Origin of the sequence: Pseudomonas sp. SDI (assembly GCF_003105155.1) — a bacterium.
Taxonomy (GTDB): Bacteria; Pseudomonadota; Gammaproteobacteria; order Pseudomonadales; family Pseudomonadaceae; genus Aquipseudomonas.
Genome location: NZ_QETK01000029.1, coordinates 46,607 through 66,117 on the forward strand (window position 1 = coordinate 46,607; position 19,511 = coordinate 66,117).

The 19,511-nt window shown below is 64.3% G+C and carries 13 protein-coding genes; 2 read left to right on the plus strand and 11 right to left on the minus strand.

Annotated features, from left to right (window positions below; genetic code table 11):
- Positions 1-84: 84 nt before the first annotated feature.
- From gltB to pilM, 8 genes are all read right to left on the minus strand, one after another.
- Positions 85-4,530: a glutamate synthase large subunit gene (gene gltB, locus DCO48_RS18340; RefSeq protein ID WP_116552019.1), complete on the minus strand. Its 4,446-nt coding sequence runs from the start codon at positions 4,528-4,530 to the stop codon at positions 85-87.
- Between the two features lie 389 nt (positions 4,531-4,919).
- Entirely contained in the window at positions 4,920-6,545 is a 1,626-nt protein-coding gene (locus DCO48_RS18345) for an AAA family ATPase (protein ID WP_116552020.1), read from the minus strand.
- 16 nt (positions 6,546-6,561) lie between these two features.
- Positions 6,562-7,659 carry a 3-dehydroquinate synthase gene (gene aroB / locus DCO48_RS18350; protein WP_116552021.1) on the minus strand — a complete coding sequence of 366 codons (1,098 nt, stop codon included), beginning with the start codon at positions 7,657-7,659 and terminating at the stop codon, positions 6,562-6,564.
- Between the two features lie 100 nt (positions 7,660-7,759).
- Positions 7,760-8,278 carry a shikimate kinase AroK gene (aroK, locus tag DCO48_RS18355; protein ID WP_116552022.1) on the minus strand — a complete coding sequence of 173 codons (519 nt, stop codon included), beginning with the start codon at positions 8,276-8,278 and terminating at the stop codon, positions 7,760-7,762.
- Positions 8,279-8,282: 4 nt separating this feature from the next.
- Positions 8,283-9,572 (minus strand): type IV pilus secretin PilQ, encoded by a 1,290-nt coding sequence (locus DCO48_RS18360; RefSeq protein ID WP_116552034.1) that lies wholly within the window; start codon positions 9,570-9,572, stop codon positions 8,283-8,285.
- 24 nt (positions 9,573-9,596) lie between these two features.
- Entirely contained in the window at positions 9,597-10,457 is an 861-nt protein-coding gene (locus DCO48_RS18365; protein WP_116552023.1) for a pilus assembly protein PilP, read from the minus strand.
- The gene (locus DCO48_RS18370) at positions 10,454-10,981 is read right to left on the minus strand and encodes a PilN domain-containing protein (RefSeq protein WP_116552024.1); all 528 of its coding nucleotides are present in this window, start codon (positions 10,979-10,981) and stop codon (positions 10,454-10,456) included. Before DCO48_RS18370 ends, DCO48_RS18365 begins: the two co-directional genes overlap by 4 nt.
- Entirely contained in the window at positions 10,981-11,838 is an 858-nt protein-coding gene (gene pilM, locus DCO48_RS18375) for a type IV pilus biogenesis protein PilM (RefSeq protein ID WP_116552025.1), read from the minus strand. The genes DCO48_RS18370 and pilM overlap by 1 nt, the downstream gene beginning before the upstream one ends.
- Before the next feature lie 156 nt (positions 11,839-11,994).
- Here pilM and DCO48_RS18380 point away from each other — a divergent pair, with 156 nt between their 5' ends.
- Entirely contained in the window at positions 11,995-14,424 is a 2,430-nt protein-coding gene (locus tag DCO48_RS18380) for a penicillin-binding protein 1A (RefSeq protein ID WP_116552026.1), read from the plus strand.
- A gap of 167 nt (positions 14,425-14,591) precedes the next feature.
- On the opposite strand, the gene DCO48_RS18385 is transcribed toward DCO48_RS18380, so the two are convergent.
- From DCO48_RS18385 to rpmE, 3 genes are all read right to left on the minus strand, one after another.
- Positions 14,592-15,860, minus strand: a complete 1,269-nt coding sequence (locus DCO48_RS18385; protein ID WP_116552027.1) for a malic enzyme-like NAD(P)-binding protein — start codon at positions 15,858-15,860, stop codon at positions 14,592-14,594.
- 178 nt (positions 15,861-16,038) lie between these two features.
- On the minus strand, positions 16,039-16,857 hold the full coding sequence (locus tag DCO48_RS18390) for a thermonuclease family protein (protein WP_116552028.1): 819 nt from the start codon (positions 16,855-16,857) through the stop codon (positions 16,039-16,041).
- Between the two features lie 2 nt (positions 16,858-16,859).
- Entirely contained in the window at positions 16,860-17,072 is a 213-nt protein-coding gene (gene rpmE / locus DCO48_RS18395) for a 50S ribosomal protein L31 (protein ID WP_116552029.1), read from the minus strand.
- A 171-nt stretch (positions 17,073-17,243) separates the two neighbouring features.
- On the opposite strand from rpmE, the gene DCO48_RS18400 reads away from it, so the two are divergent.
- Positions 17,244-19,463: a primosomal protein N' gene (locus DCO48_RS18400; RefSeq protein WP_116552030.1), complete on the plus strand. Its 2,220-nt coding sequence runs from the start codon at positions 17,244-17,246 to the stop codon at positions 19,461-19,463.
- The last annotated feature ends 48 nt before the right edge of the window (positions 19,464-19,511 follow it).

Below are 19,511 nucleotides of genomic sequence, written 5' to 3' on the forward strand. Positions count from 1 at the left end.
CAGCTTCAAGCGGCAAGCCTGAAGCTGCAAGAATCTTTACGCCCGCTCAATCTGCACCACTTGCAGCTTGAAGCTTGCAGCGGCTTATTGCGGGTTGGCACGGGTGCTGGACAGCAGGTTCTTCAGGCTCGCCGCCTTCGGCTTCACCAGCCAGAAGCGACGCACGTAATCGTCCAGGTTTTCCCAGAGCTCACGGCCCCACTCGCTGCCGGTTTCCTCGACGTATTCGCCGAGGACGCGGGACAGATGGCTGCGATAAGCCTCCATCGCCTCGCCGCTGATGCGCTGGATTTCCACCAGTTCGTGGTTGACCTTGTCAACAAAGCTGTTGTCCTGGTCGAGCACGTAGGCGAAACCACCGGTCATCCCGGAGCCGAAGTTGTAACCGGTCTTGCCCAGAACGCAGACAAAGCCGCCGGTCATGTATTCACAGCAGTGGTCGCCGGTGCCTTCGACAATGGCGTGGGCACCGGAGTTGCGCACGGCGAAGCGTTCGCCGGCCGTACCGGCAGCAAACAGCTTGCCGCCCGTGGCGCCATACAGACAGGTGTTGCCGACGATGGCGCTGTGCTGAGTCGCGAACGGGCTGCCCGCAGGCGGCACGATCACCAGCTTGCCACCGGTCATGCCTTTACCGACGTAGTCGTTGGCATCACCTTCGAGGTACATGTTCAGGCCGCCAGCGTTCCACACGCCAAAGCTCTGCCCGGCCGTGCCCTTGAAGCGGAAGGTCAGTGGCGCCTTGGCCATGCCCTGGTTGCCGTGCAGGCGGGCGATTTCGCCGGAGATCCGCGCGCCGATGGAGCGGTCGCAGTTGCAGATATCCAGTTCGAATTCACCGCCGGCCAGGTCGCGGATCGCCGGCAGGGCCATCTGCACCATCTTCTCGGCCAGCACGCCCTTGTCGAACGGCGGGTTACGGTCGACTTCACAGAACTGCGGCTTGTCGGCCGGCACGTGCGGGCTGCCGAGCAACGGGCTGAGGTCGAGGTGTTTCTGCTTCTCGGTTTCGCCCGGGAGCATTTCCAGCAGGTCGGTACGCCCGATCAGCTCGCCGAGGCTGCGCACCCCAAGCTTGGCCAGCCATTCGCGGGTTTCTTCGGCGACGTAGGTGAAGAAATTCACCACCATGTCGACGGTGCCGATGTAGTGATCCTTGCGCAGCTTGTCGTTCTGCGTGGCGACGCCAGTGGCGCAGTTGTTCAGGTGACAGATACGCAGGTATTTGCAGCCCAGGGCGATCATCGGTGCGGTGCCGAAGCCGAAGCTTTCGGCGCCGAGGATGGCGGCCTTGATCACGTCGAGGCCGGTTTTCAGGCCGCCGTCGGTCTGCACCCGCACCTTGCCGCGCAGGTCGTTGCCGCGCAGGGTCTGGTGGGTCTCGGCCAGGCCCAGTTCCCACGGGGCGCCAGCGTACTTGATCGAGGTCAGCGGCGAAGCGCCAGTGCCACCGTCGTAACCGGAAATGGTGATCAGGTCGGCGTAGGCCTTGGCCACACCGGCGGCAATGGTGCCCACGCCGGCTTCGGCGACCAGCTTGACCGACACCAGTGCCTGCGGGTTGACCTGCTTGAGGTCGAAGATCAGTTGCGACAGGTCTTCGATCGAGTAGATGTCATGGTGCGGCGGTGGCGAGATCAAGGTCACGCCCGGCACCGCGTAGCGCAGCTTGGCGATCAGGCCGTTGACCTTGCCGCCGGGCAGCTGGCCACCCTCGCCCGGTTTGGCACCCTGGGCCACCTTGATCTGCAGCACTTCGGCGTTCACCAGGTACTCGGGTGTGACCCCGAAGCGGCCGGTGGCGACCTGCTTGATCTTCGAGCTTTTGATCGTGCCGTAGCGGGCCGGGTCTTCGCCGCCCTCACCGGAGTTGGAACGCGCGCCCAGGCGGTTCATCGCTTCGGCCAGCGCTTCGTGGGCTTCCGGCGACAGCGCACCGAGGGAGATCCCGGCCGAGTCGAAGCGCTTGAGGATCGCTTCCAGCGGCTCGACGTCGCTCAACGCCAGCGGCTGTTCGGCGACCTTGACCTGCAACAGGTCGCGGATCATCGACACCGGACGCTTATCGACCAGCGCGGTGTACTCCTTGAACTTGGCGTAGTCGCCCTGCTGCACGGCGGCTTGCAGGGTGTTGACCACATCCGGGTTATAGGCATGGTATTCGCCCCCGTGGACGAACTTCAGCAGGCCGCCCTGCTGGATCGGCTTGCGCGGGCTCCAGGCTTCAGCGGCGAGCAGCTTCTGCTCGTTCTCGATGTCGACGAAACGCGCACCCTTGAGGCGGCTGGCGACACCCTTGAAGCTCAAGGCAACCACTTCTTCCGACAGGCCGACCGCTTCGAACAGCTGGGCGCCACGGTAGGAACCGACGGTCGAGATGCCCATCTTCGAGAGGATCTTCAACAGGCCCTTGGAGATGCCCTTGCGGTAGTACTTGAAGACTTCGTCCAGGTCGCCCAGCACTTCGCCGGTGCGGATCAGGTCGGCCAGCACTTCATAGGCCAGGTACGGGTAGACCGCCGAGGCACCGAAGCCGATCAGCACGGCAAAGTGATGCGGGTCGCGGGCGGTGGCGGTCTCGACCAGGATGTTGCTGTCGCAACGCAGGCCCAGGTCGGTGAGGCGGTGATGCACCGCGCCCACCGCCAGCGAGGCGTGCGCCGGCAGTTTGCCCGGCGCAATATGGCGGTCGCTGAGCACCAGCTGGGTCTTGCCGGCACGGACAGCCTCTTCGGCCTGGTCGGCAATATTGCGGATGGCCGCTTCCAGGCCGATGCTCTCGTCGTAGTTGAGGTCGATCAGCTGACGCTCGAAACCCGGACGGTCGAGGTTCATCAGCGAGCGCCATTTGGCCGGCGAGATCACCGGCGAGCTGAGGATCACCCGCGAGGCGTGCTCGGGGGATTCCTGGAAGATGTTGCGCTCGGCACCGAGGCAGATCTCCAGCGACATGACGATGGCTTCACGCAGCGGGTCGATCGGCGGGTTGGTAACCTGGGCGAACTGCTGACGGAAGTAGTCGTAGGTCGAGCGCACGCGCTGCGACAGGATTGCCATCGGCGTGTCGTCGCCCATCGAGCCGACCGCTTCCTGGCCCTGCTCGCCGAGCGGACGCAGCACCTGGTCGCGCTCCTCGAAGGTGACCTGGAACATCTTCATGTATTGCTTGAGCTGATCGGTGTCGTAGCTCGCGGCGCCCTGGTCGTCGCTCAGGTCGGCCTGAATGCGCAGGGCATTCTGGCGCAGCCAGCGCTTGTACGGGTGGCGCGACTTGAGGCGGTTGTCGATGGCGTCGGTGTCGAGGATCTGCCCGGTTTCGGTGTCCACGGCAAAGATCTGCCCCGGGCCCACGCGGCCCTTGGCAATGACGTCTTCCGGCTTGTAGTTCCACACGCCGATTTCCGAGGCGAGGGTGATGTAGCCGTTCTTGGTGGTCACCCAGCGCGCCGGGCGCAGGCCGTTGCGGTCGAGCAGGCACACCGCGTGGCGACCTTCGGTCAATACCACGCCGGCCGGGCCGTCCCAGGCTTCCATGTGCATGGAGTTGTATTCGTAGAACGCGCGCAGGTCGGCGTCCATGGTTTCGACGTTCTGCCACGCTGGCGGAATGATCATGCGCACGCCGCGGAACAGGTCGATGCCGCCGGTCACCATCAGTTCGAGCATGTTGTCCATGCTGGAGGAGTCGGAGCCGACGCGATTGACCAGCGGGCCGAGCTCTTCGAGGTCGGGGATCAGTTCGTTGGCGAACTTGGTCCGCCGCGCCTGGGCCCAGTTGCGGTTACCGGTAATGGTGTTGATCTCGCCGTTGTGGGCGAGAAAGCGGAACGGCTGCGCCAGCGGCCATTTCGGCAGGGTGTTGGTGGAGAAGCGCTGGTGGAACACGCAGATCGCGGTTTGCAGGCGCTGATCACCCAGGTCTGGATAAAACGCGGCGAGGTCCGCCGGCATCATCAGGCCTTTGTAGATGATGGTCTTGTGCGAAAAGCTGCAGATGTAGTGGTCGGTGTCGGCGGCGTTGGCCACCGAGGAGCGACGCCGGGCACTGAACAGCTTGATCGCGAACGCCTGATCGCTGAGGCCTTCGCCACCGACGAACACCTGCTCGATCTGCGGCAGGCGCTCCAGGGCCAGGCGGCCGAGGACGCTGGTGTCGATCGGCACCTTGCGCCAGCCTACCAGTTGCAGGCCCGCGGCGAGGATCTCGCGGTTCATGTTGTCGCGCGCCGCTTCGGCTTTGGCGTTGTCCTGATTGAAGAACACCATGCCGACCGCGTACTGCTTCGGTAGCTCGCTACCGAACTGCTCGCGGGCAACCGCACGCAGGAACTGATCGGGCTTCTGCATCAGCAGACCGCAACCGTCGCCGGTTTTGCCGTCGGCGTTGATCCCACCGCGGTGGGTCATGCAGGTCAGGGCCTCGATGGCCGTTGTCAGAAGGTGGTGGCTGGGTTCGCCCGTCATATGGGCGATCAGGCCGAAACCACAGTTATCCTTGAATTCTTCGGGATGGTACAGACCTGTTTTCATAGACACTTTCTCACCAGGTTCGCCTCTCACCAAGGCAAATCTCTTTTTAGTACAACCACTTACCATCCACGCCGAACGAATGCCAGCTTTGCGGGGTAAAAGTGAAGCCAGAACATGGAGCAATTGCGGCACAGTGTTGCACAGCGACAGTGACGCTCACAAATTTACTGACGAATCAGTGAAAATTCATGTCGCATTTTTGAATGTTTTTAAACCATGCACCGTGGTAACGGCTTCGGCTTGAGTCTGAAGCGTTTCAGCCTGAACTGCAATATGGCTTGTGGCCGGCAGTCTGGGACAGAAAAGCCTGCCGCGTAATGACGCAGCAGGCTTGACCGGGATTCAGGAGTCGCTCAGCAGGTGGCGGGGGTAGTGCCACCAGGCTATTTTCAGCGGGTTGCGGCCAGTTCTTGTTGGACGCTGGCAACGCTACGTGGCCAAGGTTTACCAGCCTGGACCTTGGCTGGCAAGGCCTTGATTGCAGCAAGGGCTGCATCACGGCTGGAGAAGCTGCCATAGGTGATCACGTACAGCGGCTTGCCCTGGAGGTTTTTCTTGAAGTAGCGATAGTCGCCACCCTGGGCTTTGACGTAGGCCTGGGCAGTGGCTTCAGAGCTGGTGCCCAGAATCTGTACCACGTAGTTACCTGGCGCCTGACCGGCGTACCAGCCACCGCCGGCGGCACCGGCTGCGGGCTTGGCCGCGGGCTTTTCGGCCGGCTTTGTGGCCGGTTTGACTGCAGGCGCTGCGGTTGCAACTTGTGTCGGTGCAGGCTTGGCTGCAGGTGCAACCGGCTTGCTCGCTACAGGTTGCGACACAGGTGCAACCGGCTGCGCCGGCACGCTGGCTACAGGCTGGGCCGGGGTCGGCGCAGGGCCGGCCTCGACGCCTGACGGCGGTGCAATGGTGGTGACGGTTGGCGGCTGCAACGCAGTATTGGCGGCAGGGGCAGTTTCTTCACCTTCGCCCATGCCGGCGGCTTCGGCCAGCGGGCCGCGCATGACCGGCTGCGACTGGCCAACCAGCGGCAACGGCATCGGCTGCGAGGAACCAGCGAACTCGATGGACGGGCCACCGTTGTTGGGCTGGGCAGTGCCCGGCTGCCCCTGCCCCAGCGGCAATTGCGCCTGCTCGGCCGGCGCGGTGCCGGGCGCCTGATCGCCTTTCTTCGGCATCAGCACGGCGGCCGCGACGGCGACTACTACCACAGCAGACAGCGCCAGCACGTGTTTCTTCGGCATATTGAACCCCATTGATGGTCGCTTCACCGTGGTACGGCTGGCGATCATGGCTTCGATCATGGTGTCTCGGGCGACCTGGTTGATTGCACCCGGCCAGCCATCAGAGTGTTGGTGGATATCGGCGATCTGCTCGCTGGTGAACACCTCCAGCCCGCGCCCCGCACCTTCCAGACGTTGCTCCAGGTACTCCCGGGTTTCGTCTTCGCTGTAAGGCTGCAGCTCGATGACATGGAAGCGCTCCTGATCGGCCTCGAACTCGTCGAGACTGGCGATCAGCGATGGCTCGCCGAACAGGAACACGTGCGGACGCCCTTCCGGGGTGCCCGTCGCCAGTTCCAGCAAGGCTTGGAGTGCCGACTCGCCCAGTTGTTCCGCGTCGTCCACCAGCAAGTAGACTTCCTGCCCGGTGAGCGCCAGCTGAACCACCTGGGCAAGGATTTCCGGCACTTGTGCCGTGGCCACGTTCAGCGACTGGGCAACCTGCGCCAGCAGGCCCGCAGCATCGCTGGCGCCGCGCGCGGAAACCACCACGCTCTGCACCGATTGCTTGTTGGTGCTGGCCACCAGGGCCTGGCGCAGCAGGGTCTTGCCGCTGCCTTGCGGCCCGGTGACCACCAGCAGCAACTGGCTGTAACGCGCCAGGTGATGCAACTGGCCAAGTACCGGCTTGCGCTGGGCAGGAAAGAACTTGAAGCCAGGCACCCGCGCGGCGAAGGGGTCATGGTTCAACTGGTAATGGCCGAGGAAGGCCTCGTCGGCATGCAAACTGGTCATTGAACTTTCATCAACCTCAAAGCTGGGCCACGATTGCGCGGTAATCCGCCGCCAGCGTGGCCTGAAGAATCTCTTGCGGGTAGTCGTCGGTAACCACGGCTTCGCCCATGTGGCGCAGCAGAACCAGGCGCAAACGACCGTCGAGTACTTTCTTGTCCACCGACATGTGTTCCATGAACTGCGCCGGGGTCATTTCCTGAGGCGGCAGCACCGGCAGGCCGGCGCGCTGGAACAGGCGGATACCGCGGTCGCGCTCGTCCGGGCTGATCCAGCCCAGACGCATCGACATTTCCAGCGCCATCACCGTGCCAGCCGCGACCGCTTCACCATGTAGCCACACACCATAGCCCATGTGCGTCTCGATGGCGTGGCCGAAGGTATGCCCGAGGTTCAGGGTGGCACGCACGCCGGACTCGCGCTCGTCGGCACCGACCACCGCCGCCTTGGCCGCGCAGGAACGCTGGATGGCTTCGGTGAGGGCGGCCTGGTCGAGGTTACGCAGGGCCTCGACATTGGCTTCGAGCCAGGTCAGGAACGGTTTGTCGCAGATCAGCCCGTACTTGATCACTTCCGCCAGGCCCGCCGACAGCTCGCGCGAAGGCAAGGTGTTCAGGCTCGCGGTGTCGATCAGCACGGCGTTCGGTTGGTAGAACGCGCCCACCATGTTCTTGCCCAGCGGGTGGTTGATGCCGGTTTTACCGCCCACCGAGGAGTCGACCTGCGACAGCAGGGTGGTCGGCACCTGGATGAAGTCCACGCCGCGCTGATAGCAGGCGGCAGCGAAGCCGGCCATGTCGCCGATCACCCCGCCGCCCAGCGCCACCACGGTGGCACGACGATCGAGACGGGCACCGAGCATGGCGTCGAAAATCAGTTGCAGGGTTTCCCAGTTCTTGTGCGCTTCACCGTCCGGCAGCACCACCGGCAACACCGAGTAGGCCCCCAGGGTACGGCTCAGGCGTTCCAGATAGAGGGGCGCGACAGTCTCGTTGGAGACGATAGCCACCTGCCGGCCAGCAATATGCGGCGCTAGCAGTTCCGGCTTGTCGAGCAAGCCTTCACCGATGTAGATCGGGTAGCTTCGTTCGCCCAGTTCGACCTTAAGTGTCTGCATGTTTCCCCACAAAGAACAAAGGCGCAGCGACGACGACTCGCGCTGCGTGATATCGAGGTGCCCTGCCACGGCATAACGGATCGCCGAGGATAATCATGCGTCAGCGGGGCGGCAACTTCTGCAAGCGCTCGAGAATATCCAGCACCACCATGCGTGGCGGCCGTTCGTCGGTTTCCACCACCAGATCGGCAATCTCGCGGTACAGCGGATCGCGCAGCTCCAGCAGGGCGCGCAAGGTGGCTTCCGGGTTGGCGGTGCGCAGCAGCGGCCGGTTGCGGTCGCGGGCAGTCCGCCCGACCTGCTGCTCGACCGAGGCATGCAGGTAGATCACCCGCCCGCCGTCGTGCAGCGCCTTGCGGTTGGCGTCGCGCATGACAGCGCCGCCACCGGTAGCCAGCACCACGCCATCGGCGGCGCAGAGCTCGGCAATCATGGCCTGCTCGCGATCACGGAAACCGGGCTCGCCTTCCTTGTCGAAAATCCACGGGATATTGGCGCCCGTGCGCAATTCAATTTCCTTGTCGGAATCCTTGAACGGCAGGCGCAGCTCTTTGGCCAGCAAGCGACCGATGGTGCTCTTACCGGCCCCCATCGGCCCTACAAGTATCAAATTTCGCACAGAATCAACGACTCACAGCAATCGCCTGGTCACTCATGATACGCGGAGTCAGGAAGACCAGCAGCTTGGATTTTTTCTCTTGAACGACAGCGCGACGAAACAGCCGCCCAACATACGGCACATCGCCGAAAAATGGCACCTTGTCGAGCACATTACTTTTCACCGTGGAGTACACGCCGCCGATCACGATGGTCTCGCCATCGGCCACCTGCACCTTGGACGTGACCTCGTTCTTGCGGATCGGCGGCACATTGGCCAGGGCGTTGAGATAGTCCGGTTCGTCCTTGGTGACCTTGACGTCCATGATCACCCGGTTGTCACGGGTGATCTGCGGGGTCACCTCCAGCGACAGCGAGGCTTCGCGAAAGGTCGTAGAGGTGGTGCCATTGGCGCCGGACTCCTGATAGGGCACCTCGGTGCCCTTGAGGATGCGCGCCGTCTCCTTGTCGGCGGTGACCACCTTGGGCTGGGAAATGATCTCGCCGTTGCCGCTTTTCTCCATGGCACTGAGTTCCAGGTCGAGCAACCCGCTGTCGCGCACCAGGCCGACACCGATGCCGGCACTGGCACGCTCCAGACCGAGGTCGACGAAAGGCTGCCCTTCACCCGCCAGCCCCTTGAACTCCACGCCGCCGCCGAGCTTGAGCAACCCACCCCAGCGCACCCCAAGGCCCTTCTCGTAATCGACATTGGCCTCGACGATCCGCGCCTCGATCATCACCTGGCGCACCGGTACGTCGAGCTGGCCGACCAGCGCGCGCAAAGCCTCCAGGCGCTCCGCAGGCTGGCTGACAATCAGCATATTGGTCCGCTCGTCGACCGCGAGCCCAGCGCCGCTGCCCGCCGCGCCGAGGTCGAGGGTTTCAAACAGCTCGGCGATGTCCGCCGCCTTGGCGTGGTTGATCGGCAGCAACACCTGCTGTAGGGGGCCGACCCGCGACAGGCTTCGCTCGGTATCCGGCAGCAGTTGCTCGCGCCCGGCCAGCTCCGCCAGCGGCGCGATCAACAACACGTTACCGTCACGCTGCTGGCCAAGGCCCTTGCTGCGCAGTACCAGGTCCAGCGCCTGCTCCCAGGGCACCTCGCGCAAGCGCAGGGTGAGCTTGCCCTGTACGCTGTCGCTGGCCACCAGGTTGACCCCACTGAAGTCGGCCAGCACCTGCAACACCGCACGCACCTCAACATCCTGAAAATTCAGCGAGAGCGTGTTGCCGGCCAGCCGCCCCGACTCCAGCGTTGCCCCAACAACCTGTGTAAACAGCCCAAGTATCAATAGTGCGAAAAGCCTGAACATCCTGTTCATTGTCCTTCTCCTTTATTAAGGCTGGCCCCAGCGGATCGTCCGCGACGGTTCGACCAGTTCGATATGCTGCTCGGCCACCCTGGCCACCCGCGCACCCTCCTTGCCCAGCACATCGCCCTCGCGCACCGGCAGCACGCTGTCGGCGACACGCACCAGGGCTATCCGCTCCTCCGCGCCGGCCAGGCTGCCGACCCCCATCAACTGATCCAACGGGACACGCTGCAACAACGGTAACGTCGAGGCATCCTGTACCGGCTGGAACGGGTCGCGGGCCGCCGCCGGCTGAGCCTGCGCGGTGGGCAACACCGAACGGGCCAGCGGCGAGCGGTAACTGTTCACCTGCAACTGCAAGCGCAGCAGCCCCGGCGCGCCGTCCTCCAGCGGTGCCAGGGTCAGGTCGTGAAAGGTGAGCAAGGTATTCATCCGCGCCAGCGCGGCGACAAAGGCCGTCAGTGCTGCATAGCGGCCGACAACGCTGAGTTGAATCGGCACTTGCGTAGGAAACCTCCTATCATTTGCCGCCAGCACGCGGGTCTGTTCAAAGGCAAGCCCCCGGCCCAGCCGAGAGATTTCCGCCAGGAAAGCCGGCAGGCCAGCCTCGTCGAGCAGGGCCCGAGCAGCCCCGCGGCGTTCCGCCGCCAGCTCGTCGACCTGGGCTCGGAAGGCGCCGACCAGCTCGGCCTGGCTACGTTTATCCAGCCATTGCGCCTGTATGGCTTGCCGCTGCTGCGCTGCGTGCTCCCATCCGGCTGCCAGGCCGCGCACGTGCAGCCCGTACCCCAGCACGCCGCTGCACACACAACAGCCGAGCAGCAACAACAGTTGGCGCGCGCGCGGCCACTGGCTCAGGGCCGACCAATCGAGACGTACATTCATGGCGTCACCTGCGCGCTCAGCTGGAACTGCTCACCCGCGGCCAGCGCCGTGATCTCCTGCAAGGTCGGCGCGACTAGCCCTGGCACCTGTGCCAGGTGCTCCAGCAGTCGCGCTACCTGCGGACCGGACTCGGCCAGCCCGGACAACGACAAGCGCTCGCCCTGCACTTGCAACACACCCAGTTGGATACCCGCCGGCAATTGCTCCCCGAGCTGCTGCAGCCAGTGTTCCAGTGGCAGCCGGTGCGCGCGCAGCGCCTCGATGGCATCGAGCTGTGCGGTCAACTGCCGGCGCCGCGCATCCAGCGTACCGAGCTGGGCCAGGCGCTGCTCGAACAGGCGAAAATCCGCCTGCAAGGTGGCGCTGGCCTGCTGTTCGCGCTGGGTGGCGTGGCGCAGGTAGAGGTCCGCCAACAGTACGCCGACACCCCCCAGCAGCAGGCTGACGCACAGCAACCCCTGTAGTTGCCGGATCGCGCGCTGGCGCTGCCAGTCGCGCCAGGGAAGCAGATTGACCTTGCGCATCAGTCGGCACCTCGCAGGGACAGGCCATAGGCAATGGCCAGGCTCGGTGCTGCCGGGCCGAGGTTGCCGGCGAATGGGTCGAACACCTGGGTGGCGATGCCCAGGTGCTGCTGCAACTGCTCGGCCAGCCCGCCCTCGGCGGCCTCGGCGCCACACAGCCAGAGTTGCTCGGGCATCTGCGCTTCGGCCAGCAGCCAGCGGTCCAACTGCGCCACCGGGCAGGCCGCACGGGCCTCGCTGCGCGAGCCGATATGGCCGGGCGCGAAGGTGTGCAGCACCCGCCAGCCCGGCTCGACCTGCAGCATCGCTGCCGGACCGGACACACGCTGACCCAGGGCCCGCGCCAGTACATGGCTGTCGATATCCACCACCCGCGCGTAAAGCCCGGCCAGCTCCAGCGCCGCTTCCAGGCCGTCCAGCGCGCCCTGATGGCAGGCGGAAAAGGCCACATCGACGCTGCCCGAGCCAACCGCGCTGGAGCCCATCAACTGGAAATCCAGGGCCGCTTCTTCCAGGTCGAACGGCACGCATTGTTCGGCTTCCTGGCGTAGCCGTTCGTCGATTTCGACGGCGCTCAGGCCGGCTGGAAGCTGTACGGTCTTGTTGATAACCCGCGACGCCGACAGCGCCACCGCCGCGCGGCGCTGCCGCGCTCCGCTGCGTGAAAATGCCCGGCGCAAGGCACCGGCTACCGTTTCCGGCTGGGCGATCTGGCCGTTGTCCACAGCCCCGGCCGGCAGCGGTTCCACCGCCCAGGCACAGGGCTTGCCACGTGCCAGGTGCAGCAGGCGCAGCGAAGAAGGGGCAATTTCTATTCCGAGCAGTGAACCGGCGTCCTTGCCGATACGTCCAAGCATTGGCGATTCCTTTCAAGAGGGAGAAGGTTGATGACGGCGCCGCCGTCTGCCGCGCTTATCACGCGGTGCGCTGAAAATTGCTTATAATGCCCAGCGTTTTTTTCCTGACCGCCAGCCCTGCGCTCAATCCATTTTTTAACTGGACACCCCAAAGCCTTGATTCGTCTGCTGAAGTTCTTCTGGTGGTCATTCGTCGCAGTCATTAGCGCAGTCGTGCTCGGCCTGAGCGGCGCGTTTCTGTATCTTAGTCCCAGCCTGCCCTCGGTGGAGGCGCTGCGAAGCATCCAGTTGCAGATCCCTTTGCGGGTCTACAGCAGCGACAACAAGCTGATTGCCGAATTTGGCGAGATGCGTCGCTCTCCCATCAAGTTCGCCGACATTCCCCCGCATTTCATCCAGGCTTTGCTGTCTGCCGAAGACGACAACTTTGCCAATCACTATGGGGTCGACCCCAGCAGCCTGATGCGTGCTGCAACACAATTGCTCAAGTCCGGGCACATCCAGACCGGCGGCAGCACCATCACCATGCAGGTAGCGAAAAACTTCTTCCTCAGCAGCGAACGCAGCTTCTCGCGCAAGACCAACGAGATTCTCCTGGCCTTGCAGATCGAGCGCGAACTGACCAAGGACGAGATCCTCGAGCTGTACGTGAACAAGATCTACCTGGGCAACCGCGCCTACGGTATCGAAGCGGCAGCGCAGGTGTACTACGGCAAATCGATCCGCGACATCAGCCTGGCGCAGATGGCGATGATTGCCGGCCTGCCCAAGGCGCCATCGCGCTTCAACCCGCTGGCCAACCCGGCGCGGGCCAAGGAGCGGCGCGACTGGATCCTCGGCCGCATGTACAAGCTCGGCAAGATCGACGAAGGCAGCTATCAGGCCGCCCTGGCCGAACCGCTGAACGCCAGCTATCACGTACCAACCCCGGAAGTGAACGCCCCGTATATCGCCGAAATGGCCCGTGCCGAGATGGTCGGCCGCTATGGCAGCGACGCCTACACCGAAGGCTTCCGCGTGACCACCACCGTGCCGAGCGACCTGCAGGGCATGGCCAACAGCGCCGTGCTCGACGGCCTCAGCGCCTACGACCAGCGCCACGGCTACCGGGGGCCGGAATCGCGGCTGCCGGGCAAGACCCGCGCCGCCTGGCAGCAGGAACTGCTCAAGCAGCGCACGCTGGGCGGGCTGGAACCGGCCATCGTTACCCAGGTTGAGAAGACCGGCCTGCGCGTGCTGACCAAGACGGGCGAAGAGCAGACCGTCGCCTGGGAAACCATGAAGTGGGCGCGGCCGTTCCTCAACACCAACAGCCAGGGCCGCGCGCCTACGCAGCCAAGCGATGTGGCCCAGGTGGGCGACGTGATCCGCGTGTTGCGCCTGGCCGACGACAGCCTCAAGTTCAGCCAGGTGCCGGGCGCACAGAGCGCGCTGGTCACCCTCGACCCGAGCAACGGCGCCATCCGCGCCCTGGTCGGCGGCTTCTCGTTCGAGCAGAGCAACTACAACCGCGCCATGCAAGCCAAGCGTCAGCCGGGCTCGAGCTTCAAGCCGTTCGTGTACAGCGCCGCCCTGGATCACGGCTACACTGCGGCGAGCCTGGTCAACGATGCGCCGATCGTGTTCGTCGACGAGTACCTGGACAAGGTCTGGCGGCCGAAGAACGACACCAACACCTTCCTCGGCCCGATCCGCATGCGCGAGGCGCTGTACAAGTCGCGCAACCTGGTCTCGATCCGCCTGCTGCAAAGCATCGGCATCGACACCACCATCGACTACATCGCCAAGTTCGGTTTCAACAAGCAGGACCTGCCGCGCAACCTGTCGCTGGCCCTGGGTACCGCAACGCTGACGCCGATGGAGATCGCCACGGGCTGGAGCACCTTTGCCAACGGCGGCTACAAGATCACCCCGTACCTGATCGACAAGGTCGAGAGTCGCAACGGCGAGACGCTGTTCACGGCCAACCCGCCTAGCGTGCCGCAGGGCAATCAGGATCAGGCCGGGATCGCCGCACCGGATGTGCAGCCGCTCAGTGCCGATGCGGCGCCGGCGACGCCCGCACCGCAGGTGCCGGCAGTGGCCGAGCGGATCATCGATGCGCGCACCACTTATATTCTCAACAGCATGCTTGAGGATGTGATCAAGAAGGGTACCGGGCGCCGCGCCATGGCACTGGGCCGTAGCGACCTGGCCGGCAAGACCGGTACCACCAACGAATCGAAGGATGCGTGGTTCTCCGGCTACAACGGCGACTACGTGACCACCGTGTGGACTGGCTTCGACCAGCCGGAGACGCTGGGCCGACGGGAATATGGCGGCACGGTGTCGCTGCCGATCTGGATGAGCTTCATGGGTGCTGCGCTGAAGGACAAGCCGCCGCACACCCAGCCGGAGCCGGAAGGCATCCTGAGCTTGCGGGTAGACCCGGTGAGCGGCCGGGCGGCGACGCCAAGCACGCCGAATGCCTACTTCGAGCTGTTCAAGGCCGAGGACACGCCGCCGTCGGTGAACGAGCTGGGCAACGGCAGCGCGCCGGGCAGCCCATTGCCAGCGGACGAAGCGGCACCGATGGATTTGTTCTAAGGCTTGTCAGGGCTGCTTCGCAGCCCATCGCGGGACTAGCCCGCTCCCACCTGCCGCCCTTCTGTGGGAGCGGGCTAGTCCCGCGATGAAGCCAGCACAGATCCAACGCCCAACAAAAAGCCCCGACTCTTACGAGCCGGGGCTTTTTGGTACAACGCTACAACGGCTTAACCGTTGAACACGTCGTCCACGCTGTTCAGCGGGTAGTTCTTCGGATACGGCAGGGTCGCCACACCGGTCTCGATAGCCGCTTTAGCCACCGCATCGGAGATCACGGTGATCAGACGGGCATCCATTGGCTTCGGAATGATGTACTCACGGCCGAACTCCAGTGCCTGACCGCCGTAGGCATCGCAGACTTCCTTAGGCACTGGCAGCTTGGCCAGGTCTTTCAGGGCGATGGCTGCAGCAATCTTCATCTCTTCGTTGATGCGCTTGGCGCGAACGTCCAGGGCGCCACGGAAGATGAACGGGAAGCCCAGTACGTTGTTGACCTGGTTCGGGTAGTCGGAACGACCGGTCGCCATGATCACGTCGCTACGGGTAGCGTGCGCCAGCTCAGGGGCGATTTCCGGATCCGGGTTCGAGCAGGCGAACACGATCGGGTTGGCCGCCATCGACTTCAGGCCTTCAGCGCTCAGCAGGTTCGGGCCGGACAGACCAACGAACACGTCGGCGCCGTCGAGGGCATCGGCCAGGGTGCGCTTGTCGGTAGCGTGGGCGAAGACCGCCTTGTACTGGTTCAGGTCGTCACGGCCGGAGTGGATCACACCGGTACGGTCAACCATGAAGATGTTTTCAACGTTGGCCCCCATGCTCACCAGCAACTTCATGCAGGAGATGGCGGCAGCGCCGGCGCCCAGGCAGACGATCTTGGCGTCGGGCAGGGTTTTGCCAGCGATTTCCAGGGCGTTGATCATGCCGGCAGCGGTCACGATCGCCGTACCGTGCTGGTCGTCATGGAATACCGGGATGTCGCACTGTTCGATCAGCGCGCGCTCGATCTCGAAGCACTCAGGTGCCTTGATGTCTTCCAGGTTGATGCCACCGAAGGTGATGGAGATGCGCTTGACGGTGTCGATGAACGCTTGTGGGCTCTCGGCGTCGACTTCGATGTCGAACACGTCGATACCGGCGAAACGCTTGAACAGAACGCCCTTGCCTTCCATGACCGGCTTGGACGCCAGTGGGCCAAGGTTACCCAGGCCAAGGATGGCGGTGCCGTCGGAGATGACTGCTACCAGATTGCCCTTGCCGGTGTACTTGTAGGCCAGCTCAGGATCGCGACCGATTTCACGTACGGGTTCGGCAACACCCGGGCTGTAGGCCAGCGACAGGTCGCGAGCAGTCGCGGTTGGCTTGGTGAGCTCGACGCTCAGTTTCCCCGGACGAGGCTGAGCATGATATTCGAGAGCGGCAGTTTTCAAATCTGACATGGTGGGCATTCCGCTATTTACTGTTCTGACGGACCGCCGAGGATACGCAAAGAGCCAAGGGCCGACAAGACTGGCCAGTCACTTGTGTCAAGGCCTTTAACCTACGACTTTCCGCCAAGAGCCGCAGCCTGCAAGGGTTTCAGTGTGTACAATTCATTTTAAAAATGTCCACAATTTTTCATCTTTCTACCCGTTCGAGCATCGTCGGGTCGGTCAATGGCAGCATCCAGCGCTGCTGACCCGGCTTCAGGCCACCTTTGCGGGAACGATCCAGCACCCAACCGCGTGCTTCGATGCGGCGCCCTTCCAGGTCGGCGAAGAACGTCGCGGGGAAATTGCGCTGCAAGCGAGCGGGCACCTGCAGCACCAACGAATCGTCGATTTCCAGCCAGATCCCCCCGCGATTGCGCTCGATAGCCCGTACCTGCCCCGAGATCACGGCAAAGCCAGACTGGCTGAGCCGCCCGGCCGGGATCACTGGCGAGCGCCGCCAGAGCCCCAGCCCGGCCTGTCGGGCGGCCTGTTCGGCCGGTTGCTGGCAGCCGGCCAGATCGACGTTCGGCGCCACCGCAACACGGTAGCCAAGGCCCTCGCTGAGCAGGGTGGCTTCAAGATTGTCGCCAGAGCGGTCATAGATATGCGCCAGGGTGCGCCCGTACTTGTCCTGCGCCTCGGCGCCAGGCACCAACTGCAACTGGCCGTCGCTGGCCTTGACCAGCGCCTGCAGGCGCTGGCGCGCCGCCTCGGCGAAGGCTTCGCTGGTGCGGCCCTTACGGCCGATTTCCGGGGCATTGATGCCAATCAGACGAACGCTGCGACCGTCGGTCAGGCGCACCGTGTCGCCATCGACCACCTGACGCACCTGCACCGGCTGTGGGTTGACCGGCTGCGGGCAGAAGCTGGCGGCCTGAGCCTGAATAGCGGCCATAAAAAAGGCGCCCGCAAGGGACGCCTTTTTCAGCTGCAACGCAAAACCCCTGGGGCTTGCGTCGGGCATTCTTACTTCTTGCCGAACGCAGCGAAGCGATCTTCGAAGCGCTTGACGCGACCGCCAGTATCCAGAGTCTTCTGCTTACCGGTGTAGAACGGGTGGCACTCGTTGCAAACGTCGGTACCCAGTGGAGCGCACAGGGTCGAACGAGTCTCGAACTTGTTGCCGCAGCTGCAGGTAACAGCGACGATTTCGTAGTTCGGGTGAATTTCTGGCTTCATGGGGTCTTCCTCAGTGCTGACGTGCCGCCACTCAACACCATTGTTGAATACCGCACGCAAAATAGGGCCCGAATGATACCAGAGCCAAGCGTCGACGCAAGTTGTCGCTTGCACCGACGGTCGTCTGCTAGGCTCGCCGGTTCAGGAATTCCCCTTCAGAGATCTTGCCGCGTGTCCGACGTCATTCTTCGCCTTGCCCTGCCCTCGCCCCTGCGGCGGCTGTTCGATTACAGGGCTCCCGCGGGCATGGCGCGTACGGCGTTCACCCCCGGCATGCGCGTGCGCGTGCCGTTTGGCCGGCGGGAGATGATCGGCGTACTGATCGAAGTATGCGAGCACAGCGAAGTGCCGGCCGACAAGCTCAAGCCGGCGCTGGCCCTGCTCGACCCGGTATCACCACTGCCGCCGGCACTGTTCAAGCTGTGCCTGTGGACGGCCCAGTACTATCAGCACAGCCTCGGCGACACCCTGAGCTGGGCCCTGCCGGTGCTGCTGCGTCAGGGCGAGCCGGCCGAAGCGCGCCAGGAGCGTTTCTGGCAGGTTGCCCCCGGCGCCCGCCAGGACGACCCGCGGATCGCCCGCGCACCGCGCCAGCGCGAAGCCCTCGCCACCCTCGCCCAGCACCCACATGGGGTGGCACACGGCCTGCTGAGCAAACTGATGCTGAGCAAGGACAGCCTCGACCTGCTGCTGGCCAAGGAACTGGTGCAGGTCGAAATACGCCGACACGCGCCGAGCGAACGCCATGAGCACTGGCTGGCGCAGCCGGAACTGCCGCTCAACGACGAGCAGCGGGCCGCGTTTCATGCCGTGCGCGCCGGCTTCGACAGCTTTCACGCCTTCCTGCTGGCCGGGGTGACCGGCAGCGGCAAGACCGAGGTCTACCTGCAACTGATCCGCGAAACCCTCGAAGCCGGCAAACAGGCGTTGATCCTGATTCCCGAGATCAACCTCGGCCCGCAGACCCTGGCGCGCTTCGAGCAGCGCTTCAATGCGCGTATCGCCCTGTTGCATTCGGCGGTGAACGACCGCGAGCGCCTCGACGCCTGGCTGGCGGCACGCGACGGCGAGGCCGACATCATCATCGGCACGCGCTCGGCGCTGTTCACGCCGATGAAGCATCCGGGGCTGATCATCATCGACGAGGAGCACGACGGCTCCTATAAACAGCAGGAAGGCCTGCGCTACCACGCCCGCGACCTGGCGCTGGTGCGTGCGCGCCAGGAGAACATTCCGATCCTGCTCGGTTCGGCGACGCCTTCGCTGGAAAGCCTGCATAACGCCTACACCGGTCGCTATGGCCTGCTGCGCCTCAACCACCGCGCAGGCGGCGCGCAGGCACCGCGCTTCCTGCGCCTGGACGTGAAGAGCCGGCCACTGGACAGCGGCATCAGCGGGCCAATGCAACAGGCGATTGCCCAGACCCTGGCGGCCGGCCAGCAGGTGCTGGTGTTCCTCAACCGTCGCGGTTTTGCGCCAACACTGCTGTGCCACGACTGTGGCTGGCTGTCGGAGTGCCCACGTTGCGATGCGCGGATGACCGTGCACCAGCGCTCCGGCGAGCTGCGCTGTCACCACTGCGGCTACGACGAGCGCGTGCCGCGGCACTGCCCGCAGTGCAAGCACGTCGACCTGCGCCCGGTCGGCGCCGGTACCGAGCGTGCCGAAGAGCGCCTGAGCATTCTGTTCCCGGACTTTCCGGTGCTACGCGTCGACCGCGACAGCACATCGCGCAAGGACGCGATGAATCAGCTGTTCAATACCATCCAGCGGGGCCAGCCGTGCATTCTGGTCGGCACGCAAATGCTGGCCAAGGGGCATCACTTCCCGCGGGTGACTCTGGTGGCGATTCTCGATGCCGACGGCGGGCTGTTCTCCGGCGACTTCCGCGCCAGCGAGCGCATGGCGCAACTGATCGTGCAGGTGGCCGGACGGGCCGGGCGGGCCGAGGAGCCGGGCAAGGTGATCATTCAGACGCACCTGGCCGACCATCCTTTACTGGTGCAGCTCACCGAACAGGGCTATTTCGCCTTTGCCGAGCAGGCCCTGAGCGAGCGCCGCGCGGCCGGGCTGCCGCCGTTCGCGCACCTGGCGTTGCTGCGCGCCGAAGCGCACAAGCCGGGGCAGGCCGAAGGCTTCCTCGACGAGGCCTGCGCAGCCGCCGAGCAGTTACTCGCCGAGCATGGCTTGCAAGGCATCGAGCTGCTGGGCCCGGTGCCGGCGCCAATGGAGCGACGGGCGGGGCGTTATCGTGCACAACTCTTGCTCCAGGCCAATGCACGAGCGCCCTTGCATCGACTGATCAGCGCCTGGTTGCTACTGTTGGAACAGATGCCTGCGGGGCGCCAGGTGCGCTGGTCGCTGGATGTGGACCCGGTCGATCTGTACTAGCCACACCGGCCCTATCGCGGGACGAGCCCGCTCCTCGCGATCCCTTGT

Coding starts and splice junctions, on each gene's coding strand:
- DCO48_RS18385 (WP_116552027.1), bottom strand. CDS start 15,860: ATGTCAGATTTGAAAACTGCCGCTCTCGAATATCATGCTCAGCCTCGT.
- DCO48_RS18360 (WP_116552034.1), bottom strand. CDS start 9,572: ATGTTCAGGCTTTTCGCACTATTGATACTTGGGCTGTTTACACAGGTT.
- DCO48_RS18390 (WP_116552028.1), bottom strand. CDS start 16,857: ATGCCCGACGCAAGCCCCAGGGGTTTTGCGTTGCAGCTGAAAAAGGCG.
- rpmE (WP_116552029.1), bottom strand. CDS start 17,072: ATGAAGCCAGAAATTCACCCGAACTACGAAATCGTCGCTGTTACCTGC.
- aroB (WP_116552021.1), bottom strand. CDS start 7,659: ATGCAGACACTTAAGGTCGAACTGGGCGAACGAAGCTACCCGATCTAC.
- pilM (WP_116552025.1), bottom strand. CDS start 11,838: ATGCTTGGACGTATCGGCAAGGACGCCGGTTCACTGCTCGGAATAGAA.
- DCO48_RS18365 (WP_116552023.1), bottom strand. CDS start 10,457: ATGAATGTACGTCTCGATTGGTCGGCCCTGAGCCAGTGGCCGCGCGCG.
- DCO48_RS18370 (WP_116552024.1), bottom strand. CDS start 10,981: ATGCGCAAGGTCAATCTGCTTCCCTGGCGCGACTGGCAGCGCCAGCGC.
- gltB (WP_116552019.1), bottom strand. CDS start 4,530: ATGAAAACAGGTCTGTACCATCCCGAAGAATTCAAGGATAACTGTGGT.
- DCO48_RS18345 (WP_116552020.1), bottom strand. CDS start 6,545: ATGACCAGTTTGCATGCCGACGAGGCCTTCCTCGGCCATTACCAGTTG.